Annotated in this window: 18 protein-coding genes; 16 read left to right on the top strand and 2 right to left on the bottom strand. The window is 74.9% G+C overall.

The window, feature by feature from the left end; translation table 11 throughout:
• Positions 1-257 precede the first annotated feature (257 nt).
• From BLR33_RS08160 to moeZ, 4 genes are all read left to right on the top strand, one after another.
• The gene (locus tag BLR33_RS08160; protein ID WP_093783603.1) at positions 258-1,127 is read left to right on the top strand and encodes a hypothetical protein; all 870 of its coding nucleotides are present in this window, start codon (positions 258-260) and stop codon (positions 1,125-1,127) included.
• 610 nt (positions 1,128-1,737) lie between these two features.
• Entirely contained in the window at positions 1,738-2,640 is a 903-nt protein-coding gene (locus tag BLR33_RS08155) for an NAD-dependent epimerase/dehydratase family protein (protein ID WP_093783602.1), read from the top strand.
• A gap of 689 nt (positions 2,641-3,329) precedes the next feature.
• The gene (locus BLR33_RS08150; RefSeq protein WP_093783601.1) at positions 3,330-4,088 is read left to right on the top strand and encodes a spherulation-specific family 4 protein; all 759 of its coding nucleotides are present in this window, start codon (positions 3,330-3,332) and stop codon (positions 4,086-4,088) included.
• 194 nt (positions 4,089-4,282) lie between these two features.
• Entirely contained in the window at positions 4,283-5,461 is a 1,179-nt protein-coding gene (gene moeZ, locus BLR33_RS08145) for an adenylyltransferase/sulfurtransferase MoeZ (protein WP_093783600.1), read from the top strand.
• Between the two features lie 86 nt (positions 5,462-5,547).
• Here moeZ and BLR33_RS08140 read toward each other — a convergent pair whose 3' ends face one another.
• Complete coding sequence (locus BLR33_RS08140) at positions 5,548-8,316, bottom strand: lysylphosphatidylglycerol synthase domain-containing protein (RefSeq protein WP_407639649.1); 2,769 nt, start codon at positions 8,314-8,316, stop codon at positions 5,548-5,550.
• 89 nt (positions 8,317-8,405) lie between these two features.
• Between BLR33_RS08140 and BLR33_RS08135 the strand changes: the two genes are divergently transcribed.
• The 8 genes from BLR33_RS08135 to BLR33_RS08100 all read left to right on the top strand — a co-directional run bounded on the left by BLR33_RS08135 (position 8,406) and on the right by BLR33_RS08100 (position 21,560).
• Positions 8,406-8,786 carry an MGMT family protein gene (locus BLR33_RS08135; protein ID WP_322987144.1) on the top strand — a complete coding sequence of 127 codons (381 nt, stop codon included), beginning with the start codon at positions 8,406-8,408 and terminating at the stop codon, positions 8,784-8,786.
• 58 nt (positions 8,787-8,844) lie between these two features.
• Complete coding sequence (locus BLR33_RS08130) at positions 8,845-12,408, top strand: ATP-dependent helicase (protein ID WP_407639648.1); 3,564 nt, start codon at positions 8,845-8,847, stop codon at positions 12,406-12,408.
• A 175-nt stretch (positions 12,409-12,583) separates the two neighbouring features.
• Positions 12,584-13,405, top strand: coding sequence for a hypothetical protein (locus tag BLR33_RS08125; protein ID WP_093783596.1), 822 nt, complete (start codon positions 12,584-12,586; stop codon positions 13,403-13,405).
• A 225-nt stretch (positions 13,406-13,630) separates the two neighbouring features.
• Entirely contained in the window at positions 13,631-17,041 is a 3,411-nt protein-coding gene (locus BLR33_RS08120) for an ATP-dependent DNA helicase (RefSeq protein WP_245771251.1), read from the top strand.
• A gap of 183 nt (positions 17,042-17,224) precedes the next feature.
• Positions 17,225-18,649, top strand: a complete 1,425-nt coding sequence (locus tag BLR33_RS08115) for a M20/M25/M40 family metallo-hydrolase (RefSeq protein WP_093783595.1) — start codon at positions 17,225-17,227, stop codon at positions 18,647-18,649.
• 91 nt (positions 18,650-18,740) lie between these two features.
• Entirely contained in the window at positions 18,741-19,679 is a 939-nt protein-coding gene (nudC, locus tag BLR33_RS08110) for an NAD(+) diphosphatase (RefSeq protein WP_176930177.1), read from the top strand.
• A gap of 329 nt (positions 19,680-20,008) precedes the next feature.
• On the top strand, positions 20,009-20,449 hold the full coding sequence (locus BLR33_RS08105; protein ID WP_245771250.1) for an ATP-binding protein: 441 nt from the start codon (positions 20,009-20,011) through the stop codon (positions 20,447-20,449).
• Positions 20,450-20,879: 430 nt separating this feature from the next.
• Positions 20,880-21,560, top strand: a complete 681-nt coding sequence (locus BLR33_RS08100) for a peptidoglycan recognition protein family protein (protein ID WP_093783593.1) — start codon at positions 20,880-20,882, stop codon at positions 21,558-21,560.
• A 238-nt stretch (positions 21,561-21,798) separates the two neighbouring features.
• Here BLR33_RS08100 and BLR33_RS08095 read toward each other — a convergent pair whose 3' ends face one another.
• Positions 21,799-22,053, bottom strand: coding sequence for a mycoredoxin (locus BLR33_RS08095; RefSeq protein ID WP_093783592.1), 255 nt, complete (start codon positions 22,051-22,053; stop codon positions 21,799-21,801).
• 176 nt (positions 22,054-22,229) lie between these two features.
• Here BLR33_RS08095 and BLR33_RS08090 point away from each other — a divergent pair, with 176 nt between their 5' ends.
• From BLR33_RS08090 to BLR33_RS08075, 4 genes are all read left to right on the top strand, one after another.
• Positions 22,230-24,476 (top strand): ATP-dependent DNA helicase UvrD2, encoded by a 2,247-nt coding sequence (locus BLR33_RS08090; RefSeq protein WP_093783591.1) that lies wholly within the window; start codon positions 22,230-22,232, stop codon positions 24,474-24,476.
• 161 nt (positions 24,477-24,637) lie between these two features.
• Positions 24,638-24,973, top strand: coding sequence for a hypothetical protein (locus BLR33_RS08085; RefSeq protein WP_093783799.1), 336 nt, complete (start codon positions 24,638-24,640; stop codon positions 24,971-24,973).
• A 129-nt stretch (positions 24,974-25,102) separates the two neighbouring features.
• Positions 25,103-25,495 (top strand): WhiB family transcriptional regulator, encoded by a 393-nt coding sequence (locus BLR33_RS08080; RefSeq protein WP_407639647.1) that lies wholly within the window; start codon positions 25,103-25,105, stop codon positions 25,493-25,495.
• Positions 25,492-25,830, top strand: a complete 339-nt coding sequence (locus tag BLR33_RS08075; RefSeq protein WP_093783590.1) for a hypothetical protein — start codon at positions 25,492-25,494, stop codon at positions 25,828-25,830. Before BLR33_RS08080 ends, BLR33_RS08075 begins: the two co-directional genes overlap by 4 nt.
• The last annotated feature ends 139 nt before the right edge of the window (positions 25,831-25,969 follow it).

The following is a 25,969-nucleotide window of genomic DNA, read 5'->3' as shown; positions in this document are numbered from 1 at the left end:
GTGCCGGTGCCGGGTCCCCTCGTACGGACGGTGGTGGTGAGCCGGAGGGGGTTCGGGGGCCGTCGTGGGCCGACGGTCACGGCGCGTCAGGTGCCGGCGCCGGGTCCCCCCGTACGAGGGCTGGGCGTGAGCCGCAAGGGTCTGCCGAGCCTCGAAGCGAGGGCGGTCGCGGGGGCGCCGGCAGTACGGCCGCGGGCGGGGCCGCCGCACGGACGGGGCTGCCGCGGCGTCGGGGGCCCGCCGACCCCGTACTCGGCGTGCTGCACCGGCACCACGACATGCTGGCCGGCGCCGTCGACATGTGGGAGGTCGCGGCCGGGCTGGAGGCGCGGGGCGTCACCGACGCCGACGCCCGGCGGCTGCGGCACCGCGACGTCTTCGGCCTCGCCGAGGAGCTGGTGGCGCGGACGCCCAGGAACGGGCGGCCCGCACCGGCCGCGGGCGCGCGCGAACCGCTCGGCTTCGGCGTCCGCGACGCCGCGCTGCACCTCATGCCCGCCCTGGCCCTCGCCCTGGCTGCCGCCCTGGGGCTGCCGGGCCCCGCCGCCGTCGGGCTGCTCGTCGCCGCCGCGTGGCCGGCGCTGCGCCGGGGTCCGCTGCGGGTGACCGAGGGCGCCCTGCGGCACCTGCCCGCGCTGGGCACCGTCGCCCTGCTCGCGCTGGCCCGCTGCGGCCCGCACCCCGTCGGCGCCTGGACGCTCGCCGCCCTCGCGCTCACCCTGCTCCCCGCCGCCTGGCTGGCCCGCTGGTTCGCGTGCAGCGCCCGCGCCCAACTGGCGCCCAGCCACAGCCTCGCCGACTTCGCTGACGCGGTACGGCCGCGGCTGCTCGCCGTCCTCGCCGGCTACGCGGCCGTGCTGCTCGGCCTCCTCGCCGCGCTCGGCACCTTCCGCGGCTCCGCGCTGGGCGCGCTGCTCCTCGTCGCCCGGCTGCTCGCCGTCCACGGCGCGGCCCGGCCCGCGGCGGCCGCACTCGCCGCGGCCCTGGCCGCCCAGGCCGTCCTGCTCGTCCTCCTGCCCGCCGTCCCTGCGGGCACCACGGAGGCGGCGGCCTGCGGCACCCCCGCGCTGGCCCTCACCGTGGCGGCGCTCCGCCTCCTGCCGCGCGCCGCGGCCCACCGCACATGACGTCCCGTGACACCGATCAGGAGAGATCTCCCGTGACCACGCACCATCGCCCTTCCTTCCCCCGACCGGCTGCCGCGCCGTCGCCGGCAGCCGCGGCGAGCGCCGCCCCGGCCGCTCCCACCGCAGCCCGAGATACGGGCTCCCCCGATGCCACTTCGGCTGCTCCGCGCCAGGGAGCAACGTGTACGGAGCCGGGCCCCGTCCGGCCCGGACCGAGCCCCTTGACGAGCCCCTTGAACGGTCGCCGGGCCGGCGCCCCCCGAACGCTCGCCCGCCGCAGGGCCGTTCCGATCGGCCCCTTCGCCATCCCGGTCCTGCCGGCCCCGGTCGAGCCCGGCCCGGGCGCCGGATCGCTCGCCGTCCCGTCACCGGTGACGGCCGCCCCCGGCCGGCAGGTCGCCGTGTCGCGTCTGCCGGTGGGGCCGTTCGCGGTGCCCGTCCCGCCTGTTCTGCCCGTCCCCCCCGCCTCCTCCGAACGAACCGCCGCCGTACCGCCGGCCGTTCGTACCGGCGCCGCAACCCGCCCGCACGTGCCCGTCCTGGCCGTACGCAGGCAGCGGCGGGACGCTCCCGTCGTGCGGGCCCTCGCGGTGCGTTGCGGGGGTGCGCGATGAGGGTGCTGCTGCTCGGGGCCGACGGGTTCCTCGGCCGCCACGTCGCGGAACGGCTGCTGGCCGACCCCGCCTGCCAGCTCACCGCGCTCGGCCGCAGCGACGACGCCGACGTGCGCTTCGACCTCGCCAGCGGGGCGCCGGGGGTGCTCGCGCGGTTCATCGACGCCGTCCACCCCGGGGTGGTCATCAACTGCGCCGGGGCCACCCGCGGCACCGCGCGCGACCTGACGCGGCACAACATCGTGGCCGTCGCCACCGTCTGCGAGGCGCTGCGGCGCAGCGCGGTGGCGGCCCGGCTGGTCCAGGTCGGGTGCGGCTCGGAGTACGGGCCCTCGCAGGCCGGCTCCTCGATCGGTGAGGACGCGGCGCCGCGGCCCGGCGGCCCGTACGGTGTGAGCAAACTCGCGGCCACCGAGCTGGTACTGGGCTCCGGCCTGGACGCGGTGGTGCTGCGGGTGTTCACCCCGGTCGGGCCCGGCACCCCCACCGGCGCGCCGCTCGGCCGGGTCGCGGAGGCGCTGCGCCGGGCGATGCAGAGCGGCGACGGCGAGGTGAAGCTCGGCGGGCTCACCGCGCAGCGGGACTTCGTGGACGTACGCGACGTCGCCCGCGCCGTGCACGCGGCCTCGCTGTCGGCCGCGCAGGGCGTGGTGAACATCGGCAGCGGCCGCGCGGTGCGGATGCGGGACATGGCCGCCGCCCTCGCCCACGTCGCCGGGTTCGACGGGGCGCTGCGCGAACTGGACGACCCGCCGCACGCCTCGCCGTACCCGGACGGCTGCGGCGCCTGGCAGCAGGCCGACGTCCGCACCGCCCGCGACCGGCTCGGCTGGCGGCCCCGGATCGCCCTGGAGGAGTCGCTCGCCGACGTCTGGATGGAGGCGGCATGCCGCGTCTGATTCCCTCGCGAATGCCCCGGCTTCTCCCCGCGCACGGCTTCCGCGACCGCTGGCGTGCCGACGCCCCCGCCCACCCCGCCGACAGCACCCCGCGTGAGAGCCCCGGGCCGCAGGCCGCACAGGCGGACGCCATCGACGCGGGTGAGTCCGGGACCCGTGGCGGAGAGGCCGAGTCCGCGGCCGGGGAGGCGAGGACGGCGAGCGTCCATGGTGACGGGTGCGACCTCGCTGCCAGGGCAGCGGAGGCCCGCGCTCATGGTGCTGGCGCAAAGTCCGCCTCCCAGGAGGTGGACAGCGCCGGCGCCCCTGGACGCGAGGCCAAGCCCGTCACCGGGGAGGCGGCCAGGATCGGCACCCATGGCGATCAGGTCGTCCCCGCTCCGAGGGGCGCGACCCCTGGCAGCCCTGGTGACCCGGCCGACCGGGACCCCGGGGGTGCGACCCCCGGCACCCATGGAGGAGAGGCCGACCCCGACCCCAGGGGTGCGACCCCTGGCGCCCATCGCGACCAAGTCGCCCCCGCCCCCAAGGGCGCGGACCCCGGCACCCCGGGCGACGAAGCGGGCACCGCCGCCGAGGAGGAGAGCCCGCCTCGCCTCCCTTGCGGCGAATCCGCGGCCAAGGAGCGCACGCGTCGGGCCGTCGCCAGGGCGTTCGCCTCGCGATCCGCCCCTCCTGAGCACGCCCCCATGCCGCCGGAGCCGGTCGCCCTCGGCGAGCCCGCCGCGGGCGCCCGCTTCGGAGTGCCGCTGTTCGCGCACCCGCTGGTCGCCCCGGCGGAGTGGGCCGAACTCGCCCGGCCGGGCGCCCCGCTGGACTGGGTGGCGTTCGACGTCTCCGGAGGGCCCGGCGCCAAGGCGGACGGCCTGTACGCCGAGGCGCTGGGCCGCGTCCGTGAGAACGGCGTCCCGATCCTCGGACGCCTGGACGCCGCCTACGGGGCCAGGCAGCACGGCGACCTGGTGACCGAGGCCACGCACTACCTGGACTGGTACCGCGTGGACGGCTTCTACGTCGACCGGGCGCCCACCCTGCGGTCCGAGGCGGCGTCCTGCAGGCGCGCGGTCGGAATGCTGCGGGCAGTGCTCGGCGACAAGGGCGCCGTGGTGCTCGCCCCGGGCGCCCATCCGCACCCCGCCTACGCCGAGTTCGCCGACCAACTGGTCACCTTCGCCGGGCCGTGGGCGCGTTACCGCTGGTCGGAGGTGCCGCAGTGGACGGCCTGCTACCCGGCCGCGCTCTTCGCGCACCTGGTGCACGGACTGCCGGCCGCGCACCTGGACGAGGCCCTGCGGATCGCCCGCTGGCAGGGTGCGGGCACGGTCTGCCTGACGGACCGCACCGACCGGGACGGCGCCGACCCGTGGGCAGGCCTGAGCGGATACTGGCACCGGGCGGCGCGCGGGACGGCCCGGCCGGAGCGGGCGCGGGCCCGGCCGCGCGCCTGAATCCGCCGCCATGGCGGCGGGCAGGGCCGCGACCTGCGGCGCCGGACCAGCATGTGGCCCTCGATCGTCTCGGCCCTCGGAACAGGTGTCTTGGAATGAAGACGGGCGTGGCACTGTTGTGCAGTGGTAGTGCGCTCCGGCGCCCGCCTGTCCGCACTGTCTGATGACCGACCAACCGTATTGCTGAGGTCCCTGTGTCGCTGCCACCCCTGGTCGAGCCGGCATCCGAGCTCACCGTTGACGAGGTCCGCAGGTACTCGCGTCACCTGATCATCCCCGACGTCGGGATGGACGGGCAGAAGCGGCTGAAGAACGCCAAGGTGCTGTGCGTCGGGGCCGGCGGCCTCGGCTCGCCGGCCCTGATGTACCTCGCCGCGGCAGGCGTCGGCACGCTCGGCATCGTCGAGTTCGACGAGGTCGACGAGTCGAACCTGCAGCGCCAGATCATCCACAGCCAGGCCGACATCGGCCGCTCGAAGGCCGAGTCCGCGCGGGACACCGTCAAGGGCATCAACCCTTACGTGAACGTCGTCCTGCACGAGGAGCGCCTCGAGGCCGAGAACGTGATGGAGATCTTCGCGCAGTACGACCTCATCGTCGACGGCACGGACAACTTCGCCACGCGCTACCTGGTCAACGACGCCTGCGTGCTGCTGAACAAGCCGTACGTGTGGGGGTCGATCTACCGGTTCGACGGCCAGGCGTCGGTGTTCTGGTCCGAGCACGGCCCCTGCTACCGCTGCCTGTACCCCGAGCCCCCGCCGCCGGGCATGGTCCCCTCCTGCGCCGAGGGCGGCGTCCTCGGCGTGCTGTGCGCCTCGATCGGCTCGATCCAGGTCACCGAGGCGATCAAGGTCCTGGCCGGCGTCGGCGAGCCGCTGGTCGGCCGCCTGATGATCTACGACGCCCTGGAGATGTCCTACCGCCAGGTCAAGGTCCGCAAGGACCCCGACTGCGCGGTGTGCGGCACGAACCCCACGGTCACCGAGCTCATCGACTACGAGGCGTTCTGCGGCGTGGTCTCCGAGGAGGCCCAGGAGGCCGCGGCGGGCTCCACGATCACTCCCAAGCAGCTCAAGGAGTGGATCGACGACGGCGAGAACATCGAGATCATCGACGTCCGCGAGCCCAACGAGTACGAGATCGTCAACATCCCCGGCGCCAAGCTGATCCCGAAGAACGAGTTCCTGATGGGCTCGGCGCTGGAGCACCTGCCGCAGGACCGGCGGATCGTCCTGCACTGCAAGACCGGCGTGCGCAGCGCCGAGGTGCTGGCCGTGCTGAAGTCCGCGGGCTTCTCCGACGCCGTGCACGTCGGCGGCGGCGTGATCGGCTGGGTCAACACCGTCGAGCCCGAGAAGCCGGTCTACTAGGCCCGCGTCCCAAGGACCGCCGACGGCCACGCGGTAAGGGGCGGCACCCTCTGGGTGCCGCCCCTTACGCATGCCCGCATGTCCCGCTACAACTGGCCCTTGCGGGAGAGGTGGGTGAAGGACAGCCAGCCCGGCAGCACCGGCAGCCAGAAGGTCAGCAGCCGGAAGAAGAGCACCGCCGGAGTGGCCACCTCCTTGGGCAGCCCGGCCGCGATCAGGCCACCGGTCAGCGCCAGTTCGACGGCCCCGACCCCGCCCGGCGTCGGCGCCGCCGAGCCCAGCGCGTTGCCCGCGAGGAAGACCACCGCGGTGGCCGAGTAGCTCAGGTGCCCGCCGAAGGCCCGTACGCAGCCGTCCAGGCAGATCACGAAGGTGACCGTCAGCATCAGGGTGCCGCCGATGCCCGTGAGCAGCTTGGCGGGGCGCTGCAGCACGTCCAGCATGCGCGGCACCACCCCGGCGAACAGCGCCCGCACCCGGGTGGAGACGAACTTGCGCAGCGCCGGCACCGCGGTGACCACCAGCACCAGCACGCCCGCGGTCAGCAGGCCCGCCATGACCGTGCGGGACGGCGACAGCGAGGGCGTCTTCTCGGTGCCGGTGATGAAGCCGAAGGTCATCAGCAGCACGATGTGCGCGCCCAGGCCCACCAGCTGGGAGGCGCCCACGCTCGCCACCGCCAGGCCCGGCCGCACCCCGGCCTTCTGCAGGTAGCGGGTGTTGAGCGCCACCCCGCCCACCGCGGCCGGCGCCACCAGCTTCACGAAGGAGCCGGCCACCTGCGCCAGCACCGTGCGCGGCAGCGACAGCCGCTCGGGCACGAAACCGGACAGCGCGCAGGCCGCCGCCACGTAACTGGCCGCCGAGCCGAGCACCGCGATGACCGCCCACCGCCAGTCCGCGTGCAGGATCGCGTCGCCGATCGGCACCGAGGTCAGCTGGGAGAGCAGGAAGTAGGCCGCGAAGGCGCCGGCGATGACCGTCACCAGGGTGCGCGGCTTGATGCGCTCCAGGCGTACGGGCTCCACGGGCGCCTGGGGGCGGATCAGCAGCACCTGGCGGCGGATGCGGGCGAGCAGGTCCTCCTCGCGCACCTCCTCCAGGGCGTCCTCCATGGCGCGCTTCTCGGCCTTGTTCTCCGCCTTGCGCTCCGCCTTGGCGGCCTTGGACAACTCCTTGGCCGTCGGGGAGTCGGGCGCCTCATGGGCGGCGTGCGCCTGGCGGCTGCGCTCGCGCGCCTCCTTCTCCGCCGAGACCGCCGCCAGCACCGCCTCCCGTTCGCGCTGCGCCCGCTCCCGGTTGAGCACCTTCAGCTGGCCGCGGGTGGAGCGGCTGAGCCCGATCGGCTGCAGCAGGGGCAGCGAGGCGGCGACGGCGTCCGGGCCGAGCACCGCCACGGCGGAGGCCACCGAGCGCTCGGGGCCGACCCGCAGCGCCATGGTCGTCAGCATCTGGGCGACATCCATGCGCAGCACGATGTCGCCCGCCGCGATCTCGCCGCCGCGCAGGTCGGTCAGGAAGACCCGGCCCCGGTCGTCCACCAGCAGCGACTCGCCGACCAGCCGCCGGTGCGCGATCCGCCGCGACTGGAGGGCGCGCACCTGGGTCCAGGCCTCGTGCAGCAGGTCGTCGGTGATCTCCTCGTCGGCCAAGGCGTCCAGCCGCCTGCCGCCGATGTGCTCGTAGACGAGCATCACCGCGTCCGGCCCCAGCTCCGAGGTGGCGATCAGCTTGGGCGCGTTGGCGCCGGCCGCGATCGCCGCGTAGGCGAGCAGCGCCTCCTGCTCCAGGGCCTGGCGCAAGGAGAGCAGGGCGCGCCGCTGGGTGATGCCGCCCACCAGCGACAGCCGCCGCCAGGAGCGGTAGAAGAAGCCGTGCGCCTGCTGCTCGCGGTCCACCACGGTGACGTCGAGCGGCGCCCCGTCCTCCAGGGTGACCAGGTAGCCGCGGCCGCGGTCGGAGTCCGCGCTCTCCGGGCCCTCCTCCACCACCCGGCGGGCGGTCAGGGGGGCGAAGCCGACCCGGCGCAGCCCCGCCAGCAGGTTCTGGCCGGTGGGGCGGACGTTGGGGGAGCCGACGGCGTAGATCGTGCCGCTGGCCACCGTCCAGCCGATCAGCACCGTCAGCGCGATCGAGAAGGGCGTGGTGTAGCCGCCGACGAGCACCGCGAAGGCGTCCAGCAGCAGCACGCACCACAGGGCCACCCGCCACCTGGGTCTGCGGGCCATGCCGCTGGCCGTCACATAGGCGATCACCGGCGCCAGGTAGCCGTGCACGGGGTCGGTCATGCCGACACCCGAGGGCGCGGTGTGCGACAGGGCCTCGCGGATGGCGCCCGGCGCCGCGTTCGTCACCCACAGGTCGGTGGCCAGGGCGGTGCCGTGGGCGAGCACGGCGGCCAGGACGCCGTCGGCGATCTTCAGGCCGTCGCGCTTGGCCAGCCGCTCGACCGCGAAGGCGACCGGCACGATCAGCACCGCCACGCTGGCGGTCGTGCCGGTGAAGGACGAGAAGAAGTCGGGCGCCCGCTCGGTGCCCTTGGTGATGTCGGTCTCGAGCCCGCTGGTCGTCGCGTGCGCGAAGCCGGCGACGGCGAGCACCACCGCGATGCCCAGCAGGCCCAGGATGAAGCTCACCAGGTCGGCGGGGCGGTGCACCCGTGCGGCCAGCAGCGGCTCGTCCACGGACACCGCGTACCGGGTCGCCCCGGCGGGCTCCCCGGACGCGCGGGGCCTGCCGCCGGGCCGGTCGGGCGCGGGCACGGAACGGGGGGCGCGGTCGGCCTCCCCGGCCTTGTGCGCGCCCTTCTCCTGGCCCGTTTCCTGGCCCGCTGTCTCTTCTCGGTCTCGTATCACCAGTCACCGCCCGGACGATGGTGGCATGCGGGGTGCGGATACGGGGCCGGAACCCCCCTGTGTCGGCGCTGTGCGGCAGGATTGCCCGGGTGAGCGAGAGCAGTGCGGACCGGTCGCAGGGCCGTGAGGAAGAAGGTGTGGCGGGCGAGCTGGACCCCTACACCGAGCGGGTGCTCGACCTGGTGGCGTCCATCCCGCCGGGCCGGGTGCTGGCCTACGGCGATGTCGCCGCCTGGCTGGGCGAGGGCGGGCCGCGCCAGGTCGGCCGGGTGATGTCCCTGTACGGCGGGGCGGTGCCCTGGTGGCGGGTGGTGCGCTCCGACGGGGTGCTGCTGCCCGGGCACGAGCTGCGCGCCATGGACGCCTACCGGGAGGAGGGCACCCCGCTGCGCGAGAGCGGCCCGGCCGCCGAGGGGCACATCCCGCGGGTGGACATGCGCCGGGCGCGCTGGGACGGGACCGCGCCCTAGCGGCGGCGGGCGGCGCCGGGCGCACCCCGAGCTGCCACGCGGACCGGGGACGGCTCCCATGGCGGCGCGGCGGGCTCCTGGTACGGCCCGCACTCCTGCGGACGGCCGGGCGCTCATGTCATCCAGCTTCCGCCATCCCGCACCTGTCCATGCCGTCCTCCGCCCGTCCGGAGTAGATTGCCGCACCCTGACGAAAACGGCGAACCACGTGAACACCTTCCCTTCATCCCGCAGCGGTCCGGGCACCCCGGGCGCCGTCCTCGACCCGCCGCGCCCGGCCGCCGGGGGCTACCGGCTGGTGCGGGCGCCCGTCGCGACCGCGGCGCCCCCCGTGCTGGACGCAGAGCAGCGCGCCGTGGTTGAGCACGGCTCCGGACCGCTGCTGGTGCTCGCCGGGCCGGGCACGGGGAAGACGACCACGCTCGTGGAGGCCGTCACCGCCCGGGTGCGGGCCGGCACCCCCGCCGACCGCATCCTGGTGCTCACCTTCGGCCGCTCGGCCGCCGTCGAACTGCGCGACCGGATGGCCGCCCGCCTGCCGGCCCGCGGCACCGGCGCCGGCGCGCCCCGCCCCGCGCCCCAGGCGAGCACCTTCCACTCCTTCTGCTACGGCCTCCTGCGCGCCCACCAGGACCCCGACCTGTTCGCCGAGCCGGTCCGCCTGCTCTCGGGCCCCGAGCAGGACCTCATGGTGCGCGAGCTGCTGGCCGGCGAGGCGCGGCTGGCCCGCGAGGGCCGCGCCCGGGTGCGCTGGCCGGACGACCTGAAGGCCGCCCTGACCACCAGGGGCTTCGCCGACGAGGTCCGCGCCGTCATCGCCCGCACCCGCGAACTCGGCCTGGGCCCCGACGCCCTTGCGGCGTTCGCCCGCCGCAATGGGCGCCGGGACTGGCTCGCGGCCGCCGACTTCCTGCGCGAGTACCTCGACGTCGCGGACCTGCAGGGCGTCATCGACTACACCGAGCTGGTCCAGCGCGCGGTGCGGCTGGCCGCCCGCCCCGACGTCCACGCCGAGCTCGCCGCCCGCTACGACGCGGTCTTCGTCGACGAGTACCAGGACACCGATCCCGCGCAGACCCGGCTGCTGCAGCTGCTCGCGGGCCAGGGGCGCACCCTGGTGGCCTTCGGCGACCCCGACCAGTCGATCTACGCCTTCCGCGGCGCCGACGTCAACGGCATCCTCGACTTCCCGGCCCGCTTCCCGCACCGCGACGGCCGCCCGGCGCAGATCCGCGTCCTGACCGGCAACCGCAGGTCCGCCGCCAGGGTGCTGGCCGCCGCCCGCGAGCTGACCGCCCGCATGCCGCTGCCGCGGCTGCCCGCCGCCGCGGTCCGCCGCCACCGCGCGCCCCGCCCCGCCCGCCCGAACGGCACTGTGGCCGTGCGCACCTACCCCACGCCGGGCGCCGAGGCCGACGCCATCGCGGACGCCCTGCGCCGCGCCCACCTGGAGGACCACCTGCCGTGGTCGTCCATGGCCGTCCTGACCCGCTCGACCACCGCCCTGCCCGCCCTGCGCCGCGCCCTGACCACCGCGGGCGTCCCCGTCGACCTCCCCGCGACCGACACCCCCCTGCACGCCGAGCCCGCCGTGGCCCCACTGCTGCTCGCCCTGAGGATCGCGGCGGAGTCGGCGATCACGGCGGCACGGAGCAGCAGGGCAGCGGGCGGAGGCGTCCTGGACTCGGGGCAGGCCGTCCCCGCCCGGGGACCGGGCACCCAGGAGGCCGGATCGCGGCCGGGCATCGCCATCACGGTCGAGGACGCCCTGACCCTGCTCACCTCGCCACTGGGCGCCATGGACTCCGCCGATCTCCGCAAGCTGGGGCGGGCGCTGCGCGAGGAGGAGCGCGCCGCCGGGCAGGCGGTGCCGCGGCCGTCGGACACCCTGATCGCCGAGGCCGTCGCCGAGCCCGAGCGCCTCACGGCTCACGACCCCTCGTACGCCAGGGGCGCGCTGCGGCTGGCCCGCCTGCTGCGCGCCGCGTACGGGATCCTGACCGCGGGCGGCACCGCCGAGGACGCCCTGTGGGCGCTGTGGAACGGCACGCCCTGGCCGGGCCGCCTGGAGCGGGCCGCCCTGCGCGGCGGGGCGGCCGGGCGCGGCGCCGACCGCGACCTGGACGCGGTGTGCGCGCTGTTCGAGACCGCGGCCCGGGCCGAGGAGCGCACCGGAGGCCGCGGGGCGCTCAACCTGATCGAGGAGCTGTCCTCCTTCGACGTGGTGGCCGACACCCTGGGCGGCAGGATCGTGCGCCCGGACGCCGTACGGCTGATGACCGCCCACCGCGCGAAGGGACTGGAGTGGCGGCTCGTCGTCGTGGCGGGGGTGCAGGAGGGCGTGTGGCCGGACCTCAGGCGGCGCGGCTCCCTGCTGGAGGCCGATCGCATCGGCCGCGACGGGCTCGCGCCGCCCATGAGCCAGGGCGCCCTGCTCACCGAGGAGCGCCGGCTGTTCTACGTGGCCGCCACCCGGGCCCGCGACCGCCTGCTGGTCACCGCGGTCAGGTCCGCGGCCGACGACGGCGACCAGCCCTCCCGCTTCCTCGCCGAACTCGGCGTCGAGCCGCAGCACGTCGCCCACCGCACCCGCCGCCCGCTCGCGGTCGCGGACCTGGTCGCCGAACTGCGGGCCACCACCGTGGACCCCGACGCCTCCCCGTCGCTGCGCGCGGCCGCCGCGAGCCGCCTGGCCACCATGGCGGCGCTCACCGACGAGGGCCACGCGCTGATCCCCACCGCTCACCCCGACCGCTGGTGGGGCCTGTACGAGCCGACCCGCTCCCAGCGGCCGGTCCGCGACCGCGACCAGCCCGTCGCCCTGTCCGGCAGCGCGCTCGACCAACTCGCCAACACCTGCGCGCTGCAGTGGTTCCTGGGCCGCGAGGTCAAGGCCGAGCCGCCGGCAACGGCCGCCCAGGGCTTCGGCAACGTCGTGCACGTCCTCGCCGACGAGGTCGCCTCCGGCCGGACCCCCGCCGACCTCGACGTCCTGATGGCGCGCCTGGACTCGGTGTGGGACGCGCTCGCCTTCGACGCGCCCTGGAAGTCCCGGCAGGAGAAGGACAACGCGCGCGCCGCCCTGGAGCGCTTCCTGCGCTGGCACGTCATGGAGCGCGGCCGCACCGCGGTGGGCACCGAGCACGACTTCGACGTCACCTTGGAGGCCGGCGGCGCCCAGGTGCGCATCCGCGGCAGCATGGACCGCGTCGAGACCGACGCCGACGGGCAGGCCTACGTGGTCGACTTCAAGACCGGCAAGGCCAAGCCGACCGCGAAGGAGGTCGCCCGCCACCCGCAGCTCGCCGTCTACCAACTGGCGGTCCGCGAAGGCGCGGTGGACTCCCTCTTCGACGGCACCCGCCCGCACCCGGGCGGCGCCGAACTCGTCCAGCTGCGCATCGGCGCCCCGGCCAAGGAGGGCGGGGAGGCGCTGCCGGCCGTCCAGCGGCAGCAGCCCCTCGAAGGGGAGTCGGGCGCGTGGGCCGAGGAACTGCTCGCCGAGGCCGCGGGCCGGGTGCTGGACGAGCGCTTCACGCCCAACGCCGGTCAGCACTGCGCCCACTGCGCGTTCCGCGGGTCGTGCACGGCCCGTCCCGAGGGCCGGCACGTGGTCGAATGACCGCCCGCCGAATCCGCGGAACCGACGGCTGACGCCCTGTCAACCCCCCTGTGGACAACTGTGAGCAGGCTGTGCGGGGCGGGGTCTATCGTGTGGAGCACGGCAGGACGCCGGGGGCGACCGGGCGCGCGGACAGGGGCGTGCGCGCGGGTGATCAGGGGTGGAGGGGCTGGCCATGACGGCCACGACGAGGTTCTGGACAGGGGCGGCCGGCGCCGCGGCGGCGACGGCGCTGCTCGCGGGCTGCGCGCAGGACGACGCGGCGGACGCGCCGCTGGTGGCCCCGGTGAGCGTCGAGCGGGACACCGGCCCGTTCGCGGGCACGAGCGGCGCGGACGTGATGGCCCGGGCCACCCGCGCGATGGACGGCATCGTGGCGGTCACGGTCGACATCCACTTCGACGCGGGCCCGGACGGCTCCGGCGGGTCGGACGACCCGGAGGACGGCCCCTCACGCCTGGCGGCCGCGGTGGAGTACGGCAAGTGCGCGGGCTCCATGGAGTTCGACGCGCGCAAGGTGCAGTTCCTGCTGGTCTCCGGGACGCGCTACCTCAAGGGGGACGCCGGGTTCTGGACGACCGAGGTGGGCGCCCCGCCCGCGATCGGCCAGGAGCTCTCCGGCTCCTGGGTGAAGCTCCCGCCGCCGGGCAGCGACGGCGACGGCGACACCGGCCTGGAGCACTTCTGCGACCTGCAGGGCATGCTGAACCAGATCGACGACGCGGCCGGCGAGGGCCCGGTGACCAAGGGCTCCGCCACCACCTACGACGGCCACGCCGTCATCCCGCTCACCCAGGACGGCGGCGACGTCACGACCCGGTACTACGTGGCCACCGCCGGCACCCCGTACATCCTGCGGCTGGACGACACCGAGGACGGCGACACCACCACCGTCGGGTTCTCCGATTTCGACAAGAAGCCGCGAATAACCGCCCCGCCGGCCGGCTCCACGCTGGACCTCGCGGACTACACGCACGACCCGGGCTTCACCGTCTGAGCCGAGCGGCTTCCCCGGCACGGTGGCCGGGTGCTGGGCTCCGGGGGCGGACGGGGTGGTCAGCCCGAGCCGAGCTGTGCCCCCGGCACGGTGCCCAAGTGCTCGGCTAACGCGCGGACGGGCTGGTCAGCGGCGCCCGCGGGCCGCGGTGACGGGCGGTGCCGGTACGGGTGAACGGCGGCGGGCGGGAAAGGGAAAGTCCGTCCCTGCGGATAGCCTCGCTGGGTGTCCTTCCCCCTCGACCGGCCCGAACAGCTCAGGGAGCTGCTGGGCATCCCGTTCACACCGGAGCAGTTGGCGTGCATTGCCGCGCCGCTCGCCCCGGGCGTGATCGTGGCCGGGGCCGGCTCGGGGAAGACCACGGTGATGGCCGCGCGGGTGGTGTGGCTGGTCGGCACCGGCCAGGTCGCGCCCGAGCAGGTGCTGGGCCTGACGTTCACCAACAAGGCGGCCGCCGAGCTGTCCGAGCGGGTCAGGCGGGCGCTGGCCCAGGCGGGCGTCACCGGCGGCACCTCGCAGACCGCGCGGACCCCGGCCGGCCCGCCCGCGCCCTACGCCGAGCCGGATGTCCCCGGCGACCCCGAGATCTCCACGTACCACGCCTTCGCGGGGCAGCTGCTCAAGGACCACGGGATGCGGATCGGGCTGGAGCCCTCGGCGCGGCTGCTGGCGGACGCCACGAGGTTCCAGCTCGCGGCGAAGGTGCTGCGGTCGGCGCCCGGTCCCTACCCGGCGCTGACGAAGGGCCTGCCCACCCTCATCGGCGACCTGCTCGCGCTCTCCGGCGAGCTGTCGGAGCACCTGGTGGAGCCCGAGCGGCTGCGCGCGTTCGACCAGGGGCTCGCCGAGCGGCTGGGCGAGCTGGACCCGGCGAAGCGGGGCTTCGCCTGGGTGCGGGAGGTGGCGCCCGCGGTCGCGGCCCGCCGGGAGCTGGCCGAGCTGGCGGCGGCCTACCGCGACGAGAAGAAGCGCCGCGACCTGCTGGACTTCGGCGACCAGATCGCCCTGTCCGCACGGCTCGCGCAGACCAGGAAGGAAGTGGGAGCCGCGCTGCGCGAGCAGTACCGGGTGGTGCTGCTCGACGAGTACCAGGACACGTCCGTGGCCCAGCGGCTGCTGCTCGCCGGCCTCTTCGGCGGCGGCACCGGCCACCCGGTGACCGCGGTCGGCGACCCGTGCCAGGCGATCTACGGCTGGCGCGGCGCCTCGGTGGCGAACCTGGACGACTTCCCGCGGCACTTCCCGAACGCCGACGGGCGGCCCGCCGACCGCTACGCCCTCAGTGAGAACCGCCGCTCGGGCGGCCGGCTGCTGGAGCTCGCCAACACCCTGGCGGCCGAACTGCGCGAGCGCCACGAGGGCGTGGAGGCGCTGCGCCCCGCCCCCGGCGCGGAGCGGGACGGCCTGGTGCGCTGCGCCCTGCTGCCCACGTACGCGGAGGAGATCGCCTGGCTCGGCGACTCCGTGGCGCACCTGGTGCGCACCGGCACCGCGCCGGGGGAGATCGCCGTGCTGTGCCGCACGGCCGCGCACTTCGCCGACATCCACGCCGCCCTGGTGGCCAGGGAAGTGCCGGTGGAGGTGGTCGGGCTGTCCGGGCTGCTGCACCTGCCGGAGGTCGCGGACCTGGTCGCCACCTGCGAGGTGCTGCACGACCCGACGGCCAACGCCGCCCTGGTGCGGCTGCTGACCGGCCCGCGCTGGCGGATCGGCCCGCGCGACCTGGCGCTGCTCGGCCGGCGCGCGAGGCTGCTGGTGCGGCACGCCGGACCGGACGGGGCCGCGGCCGACCGGCTGGCCGCGGCCGTCGAGGGCGTGGACCCCGCGGAGGTGGTGTCCCTGGCGGACGCGCTGGAGACGTTCCTGACGGACGAGCCGGCCGACGACCTGCCGTTCTCGCCGGAGGCGCGGGTGCGGTTCGGGCGGCTGGCCGGGGAGATAAGGGAGCTGCGGCGGGCGCTGGCCGACCCGCTGATGGACGTGCTGCACCGGGTGCTGGCGGTCACCGGGCTGGAGGTCGAGCTGTCGGCCTCGCCCCACGCGCTGGCCGCCAGGCGCCGCGAGACCCTGCACTCCTTCCTGGACGTCGCCGCGTCCTTCGCCTCCCTCGACGGCGAGACGACGCTGCTGGCCTTCCTGGGCTTCCTGCGGACGGCGGCGCAGTTCGAGAAGGGGCTGGACAGTTCGCTGCCCGGCGGCGAGAACACGGTCAAGGTGCTCACCGCGCACAAGTCCAAGGGACTCGAATGGGATGTCGTCGTCGTGCCGGGCCTGGTCGCCAAGGGCTTCCCGAGTGAGCGCGGCCGCGAGCTGTGGCCGACGAGTCCCAAGGTGCTGCCGCACGGGCTGCGCGGCGACGCGGCCACGCTGCCGGACGTCGCGGAGTGGAGCAAGGCCGGGCTCGACGGTTTCCGCGCCGACATGAAGGAGCACCAGCGGATCGAGGAACTGCGCCTGGGCTACGTCACGTTCACCCGTCCCAGGTCGCTGCTGCTCGGCTCGGGGCACTGGTGGGGGCCCACGCAGGGCCGGTCGTTCGGCCCGTCGGCGTTCCTGGAGGCCCTGCGCGCGCATTGCGAGGCAGGCGACGGCGAGGTCGAGGTGTGGGCCGAGCGCCCGGCCGAGGACGCCACGAACCCCGCGCTGGAAGGGGCCGCCGAGCCGCAGTGGCCGCTGCCGCTGGACCCGGTCGCCCTGGAGCGGCGGCGCGAGGCGGCCCACCGGGTGCGCGAGGCGATCGAGGAGGCGAGGACCGCCGCCCTGTTCCCGGGCGCCCCGGCGGAGGGGAGCGGGGCGGCGGCCGGCGGGCAGGGGGCGGGCGCTGCCGCGCGGGAGGAGGGCGACGCCCCCGTGCCCGGAGCCCGGCGGGAGCCGGACCCGGCCGAGGTGCCGCACCAGGGCGGCCCGGCCGAGGAGGGGAGCGGGCTCGTCGGGGAGGAGGCGCGGGTGGTGGCCGCGTGGGACCGCGATCTGCAGGCGCTGGCCGGCGAGCTGCGGCGGGCCCGCTCGGGCGTCAGGGAGGTGCCGCTGCCCGCCGCCCTCACCGCCACGCAGCTGATGCGGCTGGCCGCCGACCCGGACGGCCTCGCCGAGGAACTGGCCCGCCCGCTGCCCCGCCCGCCCGCGCCGGCCGCCCGGCGGGGCACCAGGTTCCACGCGTGGGTGGAGTCCCGGTTCGACGTCCGCCCGCTGTTCGCCCCCGAGGAACTGCCCGGCATCGAGCCCGGGGACGACATCGCCGACGAGCAGGACCTGGCCGCTTTGAAGGAGGCGTTCCTGCGCACGCCGTACGCCGACCGGCACCCCTACCGCGTGGAGGCACCATTCAGCCTCGCGCTGGCCGGTCGGCTGATCCGCGGCCGGATCGACGCGGTCTACCGGGTCGCCGCCGGGGGAGCCGAGACGTACGAGATCGTGGACTGGAAGACCGGCCGCACCCCGCACACCGCCGACCCGCTCCAGCTCGCGATCTACCGCCTGGCCTGGGCCGAGCAGCAGGGCGTGCCGCTGGAGAACGTGACCGCGGCGTTCGTCCACGTCCGCACCGGCGCGGTCGTACGGCCCGCGCCGCTGCCCGACCGCGCCGCCCTGGAGGAGCTGCTCGCCCCGGAGCCACCGGAAGGGGCGGGTGCATGAGCGGGCAGGTGAGCGGGCCGGCCCTTTGTACGGCGGGGTGCGCGGCCGGAGCGCCCGGTCCTCGTACGGCCGGGCACGCAGGCAGCGCGTCCGCCCTCGTACGACCGGGCGCCCCGCCGTGCGCTTCGAGCGCCCACCCGACCGGCCACGGCCCTTGCCGCGCCGCCCGGTACGCTGAAAGCCATGCGCACCGCCCCGGACAACGCCGTCCGCTCCTTCGTCGCCGAGCACACCGCCGACTTCCTCGGTGAGCTGGAGGAATGGCTCCGCATCCCGTCCGTTTCCGCCGACCCCGAGCGCGCGCCCGAGGTGCGGCACAGCGCTGAGTGGCTGGTGGCCGCGCTGCGGCGGACCGGCTTCCCGGTGGCCGAGGTGTGGGAGACCGAGGGTGGGCCCGCGGTGTTCGCCGAGTGGCCCAGCGGCGAGCCCGACGCGCCCACCGTGCTGGTCTACGGGCACCACGACGTGCAGCCCGCCGCCCGCGAGGACGGCTGGGCGACCGACCCCTTCGAGCCGGTCCGGCAGGACGGGCGGCTGCGCGGCCGCGGCGCCGCCGACGACAAGGGCCAGGTGTTCCTGCACACCCTGGGCCTGCGCGCCCACCTGGCCGCGAGCGGCCGGACCGCCCCCGCCGTCAACGTCAAGCTGCTGGTCGAGGGCGAGGAGGAGTCCGGGTCGCCGCACTTCGGCGCCCTGATCCGCGCCCACGCCGACCGCCTGGCCTGCGACACCGTGATCGTCTCCGACACCGGCATGTGGTCCGAGGACACCCCCACCGTCTGCACCGGCATGCGAGGCCTGCTCGACGGGCAGATCGACCTGCGGGGACCCGACCAGGACATCCACTCCGGCTCCTTCGGCGGCGCCGTGCCCAACCCGGCGGTCGAGGCCGCGCGCCTGGTCGCCGCCCTGCACGACGAGGACCGCCGGGTGGCGATACCCGGGTTCTACGACGGCGTCGTCGAACTCGGCCCCCGCGAGCGCGAACTCTTCGCCGAGCTGCCCTTCGACGAGGCCGCCTGGCTGCGCGGCGCCAAGTCGCACGCGGCCCTCGGCGAGGCCGGCCACACCACCCTGGAGCGGATCTGGGCCCGTCCCACCGCCGAGGTCAACGGCCTGCACAGCGGCTACGGCGGCCCCGGCGGCAAGACGATCGTCCCCGCCGACGCGCACATCAAGTTCTCCTTCCGGCTCGTCGCCGGCCAGGACCCCGCCCGTATCCGGCAGCTGGTCACCGACTGGGTGGCCGCCAAGCTGCCCGACGGCATCCGGCACGAGGTCGGCTTCTGGGGCGAGGGCACCCGGCCGTGCCTGACCCCACTGGACCACCCCGCCCTGCGCGCGCAGGTGCGGGCGATGGGAAGGGCCTTCGGCCAGGAGATCCGCTACACCCGCGAGGGCGGTTCCGGCCCGGCGGCCGACCTGCAGGACCTCCTCGGCGTTCCCGTGCTGTTCCTGGGAATTTCCGTGCCGTCCGACGGTTGGCACTCGGTGGACGAGAAGGTGGACCTCGACCTGCTGCTCACCGGCGTGCAGGCCGCCGCGTACCTCTGGGAGGAGCTGGCGGCGGACTGGGCACGCGAGCCATGGCCGGCGGCCGGCGCGTGAACGCGGCGCCGCGCACCGGCCCGGCACCGCGCGGGAGCGCCACCGCACCAGCACGGCACCACGACGTACGACGGGGAGTTGGGAAGCAGCCTTGACCGGACTGGACGCGACCTCGAAGCCGCTCGCGCTCACCACCACGGGGGTGGACCGCGCGGCGCACCACCGCCAGGACGAGGCGTGGCTCGCGGCCGCCTGGAGCCACCCGACCACCCGCGTGTTCGTCGTGTCCGGCGGACAGGTGCTGGTGGAGGAGACGGCCGACGGCCGCACGGAACTCGTCATGACCCCGTCCTTCGACGCGCCCGAGACCGAGCAGCACCGCTACTTCCTGGGCATCGACCCCGACGGCGTGCGGTACTTCGCGCTGCAGAAGGACACGCTGCCGGGCCGGATGGACGACGTCGCCCGCCCCGCGGGCCTGCGTGAGGTCGGCGGGCTGCTCTCGCCGCTCGAAGCGGGTCTGATGGTGCACGCGGTGGCGCTGGAGAACTGGCAGCGGATGCACCGCTTCTGCTCCCGCTGCGGCGAACGCACCGTCATCGCCGCCGCGGGCCACATCCGCCGCTGTCCCGCCTGCGGGGCCGAGCACTACCCGCGCACCGACCCGGCCGTGATCATGCTCGTCACCGACGACGAGGACCGCGCGCTGCTCGGCCGCCAGGTGCACTGGCCCGAGGGCCGATTCTCCACGCTGGCCGGCTTTGTGGAGCCCGGCGAGTCCATCGAGCAGGCCGTGCGCCGCGAGGTCTTCGAGGAGGCCGGCGTGGTCGTCGGCGACGTGGAGTACGTCGCGAGCCAGCCGTGGCCCTTCCCCTCCAGCCTGATGCTCGGCTTCATGGCCCGCGCCACCAAGCCCGACATCCACGTGGACGGCGAGGAGATCCACGAGGCCCGCTGGTTCTCCCGCGAGGACCTGCGCGCGGCCTTCGAGTCCGGCGAGGTCCTCCCCCCGTACGGCATCTCCATCGCCGCCCGCCTCATCGAGATCTGGTACGGCAAGCCCCTCCCGAGGCAGGGCACCTCCCGGTAGTCCTTTCGCTGGTTCTTTCCCGGTACACCGGTCCCAGCGGCGCGGCAGGCCCCTCCCGATTCCTTTCGGGAGGGGCCTGTCGGCATGTGCGTGCATTCATGCACGGAAGTGGCCGGTTTTCCCCTTGGAATGGAGAGGCAGCGCGGTGCGGCGGCCGGAAGCCGCAGGTGGGGCGGGCCGATGGGATGTGCTCTGACCACGCTCTGATCAGCTCTGATTTCTCTTTTCGCAGAGCCGGGAATACGGTAGGTGTCTATCACTGAGCGTGGATGCTTGACAGCCTGGGAGTAGCCAAGCCGGCGCGGAACAGGAATGCGGAAGGTCCAGCGATGGAAACCCGTCACGTCATGGCACAGGACCACGAGGTGGTCAATCGCTGGCCGAGCAGCAGGCGCAGCGTCCCGAGGGCGCGCCGGCAGCTCGCCGCCACCCTCGCGGCCTGGGGGATGCCCGAGTTACGGGATGCTGCCGAACTGGTGCTCTCGGAACTGCTCACCAATGCCGTCCGGCACGCCCGTACGCCTCTCGGCCACCTCGTGGAGACCCGCATCCGCCGGCTGCCCGGCGACCGGGTGCGGCTGGAGGTGCACGACGCCAACGACGGGCACCCGGTGCTGCGGGACGCGGAGGACACCGACGAGAGCGGCCGCGGACTGCTGCTGGTGGACGCCCTGACCGCGCACCAATGGGGCGTCGACGCCCGCCCGGGCCTCGGCAAGCTCGTCTGGGCGGTGGTCTCCGTCCCCGACGACACCGTGCCGTGGCCGTAGCACCCCGCGCGGCCGGCAGGCCGCTCCGGTAGGGGTGCCGAGCCGCGCCCCACCGACATCCAAGCCCCTCGCCCCGGCAGTCCGCCGATCCAGGGCGAGGCGGGCCAGCGCCCGCCACTTGCGGAGCCCGGTCGCAGTGATCCGGCCGGGTGTGGCGAGGCGCCGGCCCGGGGCCGCTCTCCCGAGCCCCCGTAGGGAGGGCGGCCCGTATGTGCAGCGCGGCGGCGAACAATCCGGAGGGGGGCCGGAGCGGGGGCGTAGCCCGGCGCCGAGTCGGCCGGAGCGCGGCAAGCGCCGCACGTGTCCTGAGTGCCGCGAGCGTGAGGAGTGCCCTGAGTGTGCTGAGCAGCGTAAGTGGACGGCGTGGCGCCCGGTGCTGCCGGGAATCTGACCTAGCCTCGGTCGTACCGCAGCCGACTGGGAGCACTCCATGGCCGAAGCCGGGCACCTCGCCCTCACCCGCCGGGCGTTCTTCACCTCGGCAGGGGTGCTGGGAGCCGGGGCCGGGGCGGTCCTCGTGGGCGCGGCGCCCGCGCGGGCCAGGGGCCGCAGGTGGCGGGACGTGCCCGAGCCGGAGATCCACGGCACGGACGACTGGGGCGCCAGGCAGCCCACCTCCCCGGTGGCGCTCGCGGGCAACGACCCGGACAAGATCATCGTCCACCACACGGCCTTCGCCAACACCGCCGACTCCGGCACCTCCGGCTCGTACCCGGTCGCGCGCGAGATCCAGGACCTGCACATGGACACCAACGGCTGGATCGACAGCGGCCAGCACTTCACCGTCAGCCGCAGCGGCGTCGTCATGGAAGGCCGCCACCGCAGCCTGGAGCGGCTCCGCGCGGGCAGCGACATGGTCGTCGCCGCCCACACCGTCGGTCAGAACACCCAGAGCATCGGCATCGAGAACAACGGCACCTACACCTCGGTGGCGCCGCCGCAGGAGCTCTACACGAGCCTGGTGGACCTGTGCGCCTATGTGTGCGGGCAGTACGGGCTCAGCCCGCAGGAGATCTACGGGCACCGGGACTTCAACGCGACCGAGTGCCCGGGGGACCGGCTCTACGCGATGCTGCCGCAACTGCGCGGGGACGTGGCGGCGCGGATGTAGACGCCGGGTTTCCCCAGTGGCTGCGGGAGGGGCGGCCGCCGGGCCTGTGCCGATCGCTGCCGCCGGCCGTTGCCGCCGGTTGCCGCGTGGAACCGGCCGGCCGGGTGCGGACACGGCTGCGTCCCCGGGAGGCCGCGGGCTTCCCGGGGACGCGTCTTCTGTCGTACTGCCAGTGACCCCAGCGACCGTCCGGGGCTCGTCTGCGGCTCCTTTGCGGCTGTCCGGACCGCGGCGGCGATCAGGCGCTGAGCGCCTGGGAGACCTGGGCGAGGCTCGGGTTCGTCATCGTCGCCTGGGTGCCGGCGGGGGAGACGACCACCACGGTGGGGACCGTCTGGTTCCCGCCGTTGACCTCCTCGACGAACTTCGCCGACTCGGGGTCCTCCTCGATGTTGATCTCGGTGTACGCGATGCCCTCGCGGTCGAGCTGGCTCTTCAGCCGGCGGCAGTAGCCGCACCAGCTGGTGGAGTACATGGTCACGGTGCCCGACATGTCCTGCCTCGCTCCTCGGTGAATCCGGGTCCGGCGGCCCCGGAAGGTGTCGATGCGTGAACGACGGGGAGGTCCCGGACATTCCCGCATGCGGCGAGCTTCCGGCGGCGGTGGGCCGAACGGGGGCTGTGGACAACTTTTCCACGGTGTCGCACGAACCTGGCACAGTGGCGGTTGTGACTGCGACACCCCACGAATCGCTCTTCCCCGCGACACCCGACTCCGCGGACGCGGTGCTCGAGGGCCTCGACCCCGAGCAGCGCGCCGTCGCCACGGCCCTGCACGGCCCGGTCTGCGTGCTGGCCGGCGCCGGCACCGGCAAGACCCGCGCGATCACCCACCGGATCGCGTACGGGGTGCGCGCGGGGATCCTCCAGCCGTCCACCGTGCTCGCGGTCACCTTCACGGCCCGCGCGGCCGGCGAGATGCGCGGGCGGCTGCGGCAGTTGGGCGCCGGCGGGGTGCAGGCCCGCACCTTCCACTCGGCCGCGCTGCGCCAGCTGCAGTACTTCTGGCCGCGCGCGATCGGCGGCGAGATGCCGCGGCTGCTGGAGCGCAAGGTCCAGCTGGTCGCCGAGTCCGCCGCCCGCTCCCGCATCCGCCTGGACCGCAACGAACTGCGGGACGTCACCGGCGAGATCGAGTGGTGCAAGGTCACCCAGACCGTCCCCGAGGAGTACGCGGCCGCGGCCGCGAAGGCCGCCCGCGACGTGCCGCGGGACCCGGCCGAGGTGTCCAGGATCTACGCGGGCTACGAGCAGCTGAAGCGGGACCGCGCGGTCATCGACTTCGAGGACGTGCTGCTGCTCACGGTCGGCGTGCTCCAGGACCGCCCGGACGTGGCGGACACCGTCCGCGCCCAGTACCAGCACTTCGTGGTGGACGAGTACCAGGACGTCAGCCCGCTGCAGCAGCGCCTGCTGGAGCTGTGGCTCGGTGGCCGCGGCAACCTGTGCGTGGTGGGCGACGCGTCCCAGACCATCTACTCCTTCACCGGCGCCACCCCGGACTTCCTGCTCGGCTTCCGCGGCCGCCACCCGGACGCCACCGTGGTCAAGCTCGTCCGCGACTACCGGTCCACCCCCCAGGTCGTCGCCCTGGCCAACGGGCTGCTCGCCCAGGCCCGCGGCCAGGCCGCCGCCCACCGCCTGGAGCTGGTCTCCCAGCGCGAGAGCGGGCCGGAGCCCGTCTACACCGAGTACCCCGACGAGCCCGCCGAGGCCGAGGGCGCCGCCCGGCGGATCAGGGAGCTGATCGACGCCGGGGTGCGGCCCTCGGAGATCGCGGTGCTCTACCGGATCAACGCCCAGTCCGAGGTCTACGAGCAGGCGCTGGCCGACGCGGGCGTGCCCTACCAACTGCGCGGCGCCGAGCGGTTCTTCGAGCGGCCCGAAGTGCGCGAGGCGGGGATGCTGCTGCGCGGCGCCGCCCGGGCGCCGCAGGACGAGGAGCCGGAGAGCCTGCCGGACCAGGTGCGGGCGGTGCTCAGCTCGCGCGGCTGGGCCTCGGAGCCGCCGGCGGGCTCGGGCGCGGTGCGGGACCGGTGGGAGTCGCTGGCCGCGCTGGTGCGGCTGTCGGAGGACTTCTCGGCCGCCCGCCCGGACGCGGTGCTCGCCGACTTCGTCGCCGAGCTGGACGAGCGGGCCAACGCCCAGCACGCCCCCACCGTCGAGGGCGTCACACTGGCCTCCCTGCACGCGGCCAAGGGCCTGGAGTGGGACGCGGTCTTCCTGGTCGGCCTCACCGAGGGCACCATGCCGATCACCCACGCCAAGACCGACGAGCAGGTCGAGGAGGAGCGGCGGCTGCTCTACGTCGGGGTGACCCGGGCCCGGGCGCACCTGTCGATGTCCTGGGCGCTGTCCCGCTCGCCGGGCGGCCGGGGCGGCCGGCGCCCCTCGCGGTTCCTCGACGGGCTACGGCCGGGCTCCGCGCCGCGGGGTGCCAGGGGCGGCCGGGCCGGTGGCCAGGGCGGCGTGGAGCGCGGCGCGGGCGGCCGCAGCAGGCGGCGCGGCCCGGTGCTGTGCCGGGTGTGCGGGCGCACGCTCTCCGACCCGGGCGAGATCAAGCTGATGCGCTGCGAGGACTGCCCCTCGGACCTGGACGAGGGCCTGTACGAGCAGTTGCGCTCCTGGCGGATGGACCAGGCACGCCAACTCGGCCAGCCCGCCTACTGCGTCTTCACCGACAAGACGCTCCTCGCCATCGCCGAGGTGCGGCCCTCGGACGAGCAGGGGCTGGCCGCGATCCCGGGGGTGGGGGCGCGCAAGCTGGAGAAGTTCGGGGCGGACGTACTGGCGCTGTGCGCGGGGGAGTTCACGGAATCAGAGCCTCCGGACGGGGAATCCGGCACTCCGTTTGAGGATGTCCGGGAGCCCTCCGGGGACGCCGCAAAATCTTCCGCGGAAGAAGCAGAAAAATAGTTTGCGCATCGCGCGCGAATCCTCATAGCCTGCGGGAGCACGGTCGGGAACGGCCTTCGGAACAAGTCTTCCGAGAGTCGCCACCGCTGTGATGTACTAGGCAAGTACGGTCCACTGCCCTTACGAGACGCCGAGAGGAGGCGAGCACAGTGAGCACGAAGATGATCACCAAAATGACCGATCGCCCGGTCGTTCTCGCCTGCCCGCCTGGCGTCTCGATGGCCTCTGTGCGTGGCACCGGTCTGTCCCTCGTTCCCGCCCTGCTGCCGGTCTTCCCGGCCCGGGTGCGCAATGAGCGACCGACCCAGGCGTCCGCGGCGGCGGCGAAGGCGCAGGCTCCGGCCTATGCCTTCGCGGCGGTGGCCAACGGCGCCGGCGCTTTCAGCGCGAGGGGTGCCGAAGCCGGCGCCGCAGGACAGCCGATCGGACAGCAGAAGACGACGCAGCACGGTAAGTGGGCCTTCCGCGGCCTCGAACCCTGGAGTGATCCAGCCTGATAGCGCATCAGGTCGGCACCTCAGGGCCGCGGAAACCCAGACCGGGTTCCGCGGCCCTTCTGTTTCTCCAGCAGACACAACCGAAGAGCCGGCCCCACCGGCCGGACCGACAGACGAGGAACGCACACCGTGCACACCACCCCGCACGACACGTCTGGAACCGACCTGAACACCCCGCACCCCGGCACCACCGCCGCGGACCGCACGGACCACCCGCCCGCACAGCCCCCGGAGACCACCTTGCTGCCCCTCACCGAGCTCGACGACGAGATCGAGCGACTCGGCGTCCCCGTCCCCTGCCGGACCTACGACCCCGAGGTCTTCTTCGCGGAGTCCCCGGCCGACGTCGAGTACGCCAAGTCCCTCTGCCAGACCTGTCCGGTCCGCGAGGCCTGCCTCGCCGGTGCCAAGGACCGCCGCGAGCCCTGGGGTGTCTGGGGTGGCGAGCTGTTCATCCAGGGCGTCGTCGTCCCCCGCAAGCGGCCGCGTGGCCGCCCGCGCAAGAACCCGGTCGCGGCATGAGCACCAGGAAGACCCGCAGGGTCCCCGGCACCATCGACCGCCCGCTGACGCACGACCCGAAGCATCGCGACTCCGAGAATCAGGCCCCGATGACCACCTCCCTCACCGAGCTCCCCGCCCGAGCCTCCGACGCCATGGCGTCGACCCAGAACAGGAACCTCGAAATGCAACTCATGCCAGAAGCACTGGCCCGCGCGCATATGCAGCAGCGACTGCGCGAGGCCGAAGAGCAACGCAGGTCGCAGCGCCTGCTGGCCGCACGCCGGCTGCAGCGCCGCGCCGAGCGCGCCTCGCTGCGCGCCCGCCGGGCGCTCGCCATGGCCGTGATGCAGTAATGGCCCCACGGCCCCCGGCCGACCACCGGGCGCTCCCGGAGCGCACCTGACCAGCAACGATTCCGCGGGACCGGCCCTCACCAGGCCGGTCCCGCAGTGCGTTGCGGCGGCCGGCCCGCTCCGGCGGAGTTATCGTCAG

This window comes from Actinacidiphila guanduensis (assembly GCF_900103985.1).
GTDB lineage: Bacteria > Actinomycetota > Actinomycetes > Streptomycetales > Streptomycetaceae > Actinacidiphila > Actinacidiphila guanduensis.
This window is presented reverse-complemented; position numbering and strand designations above follow the sequence as displayed.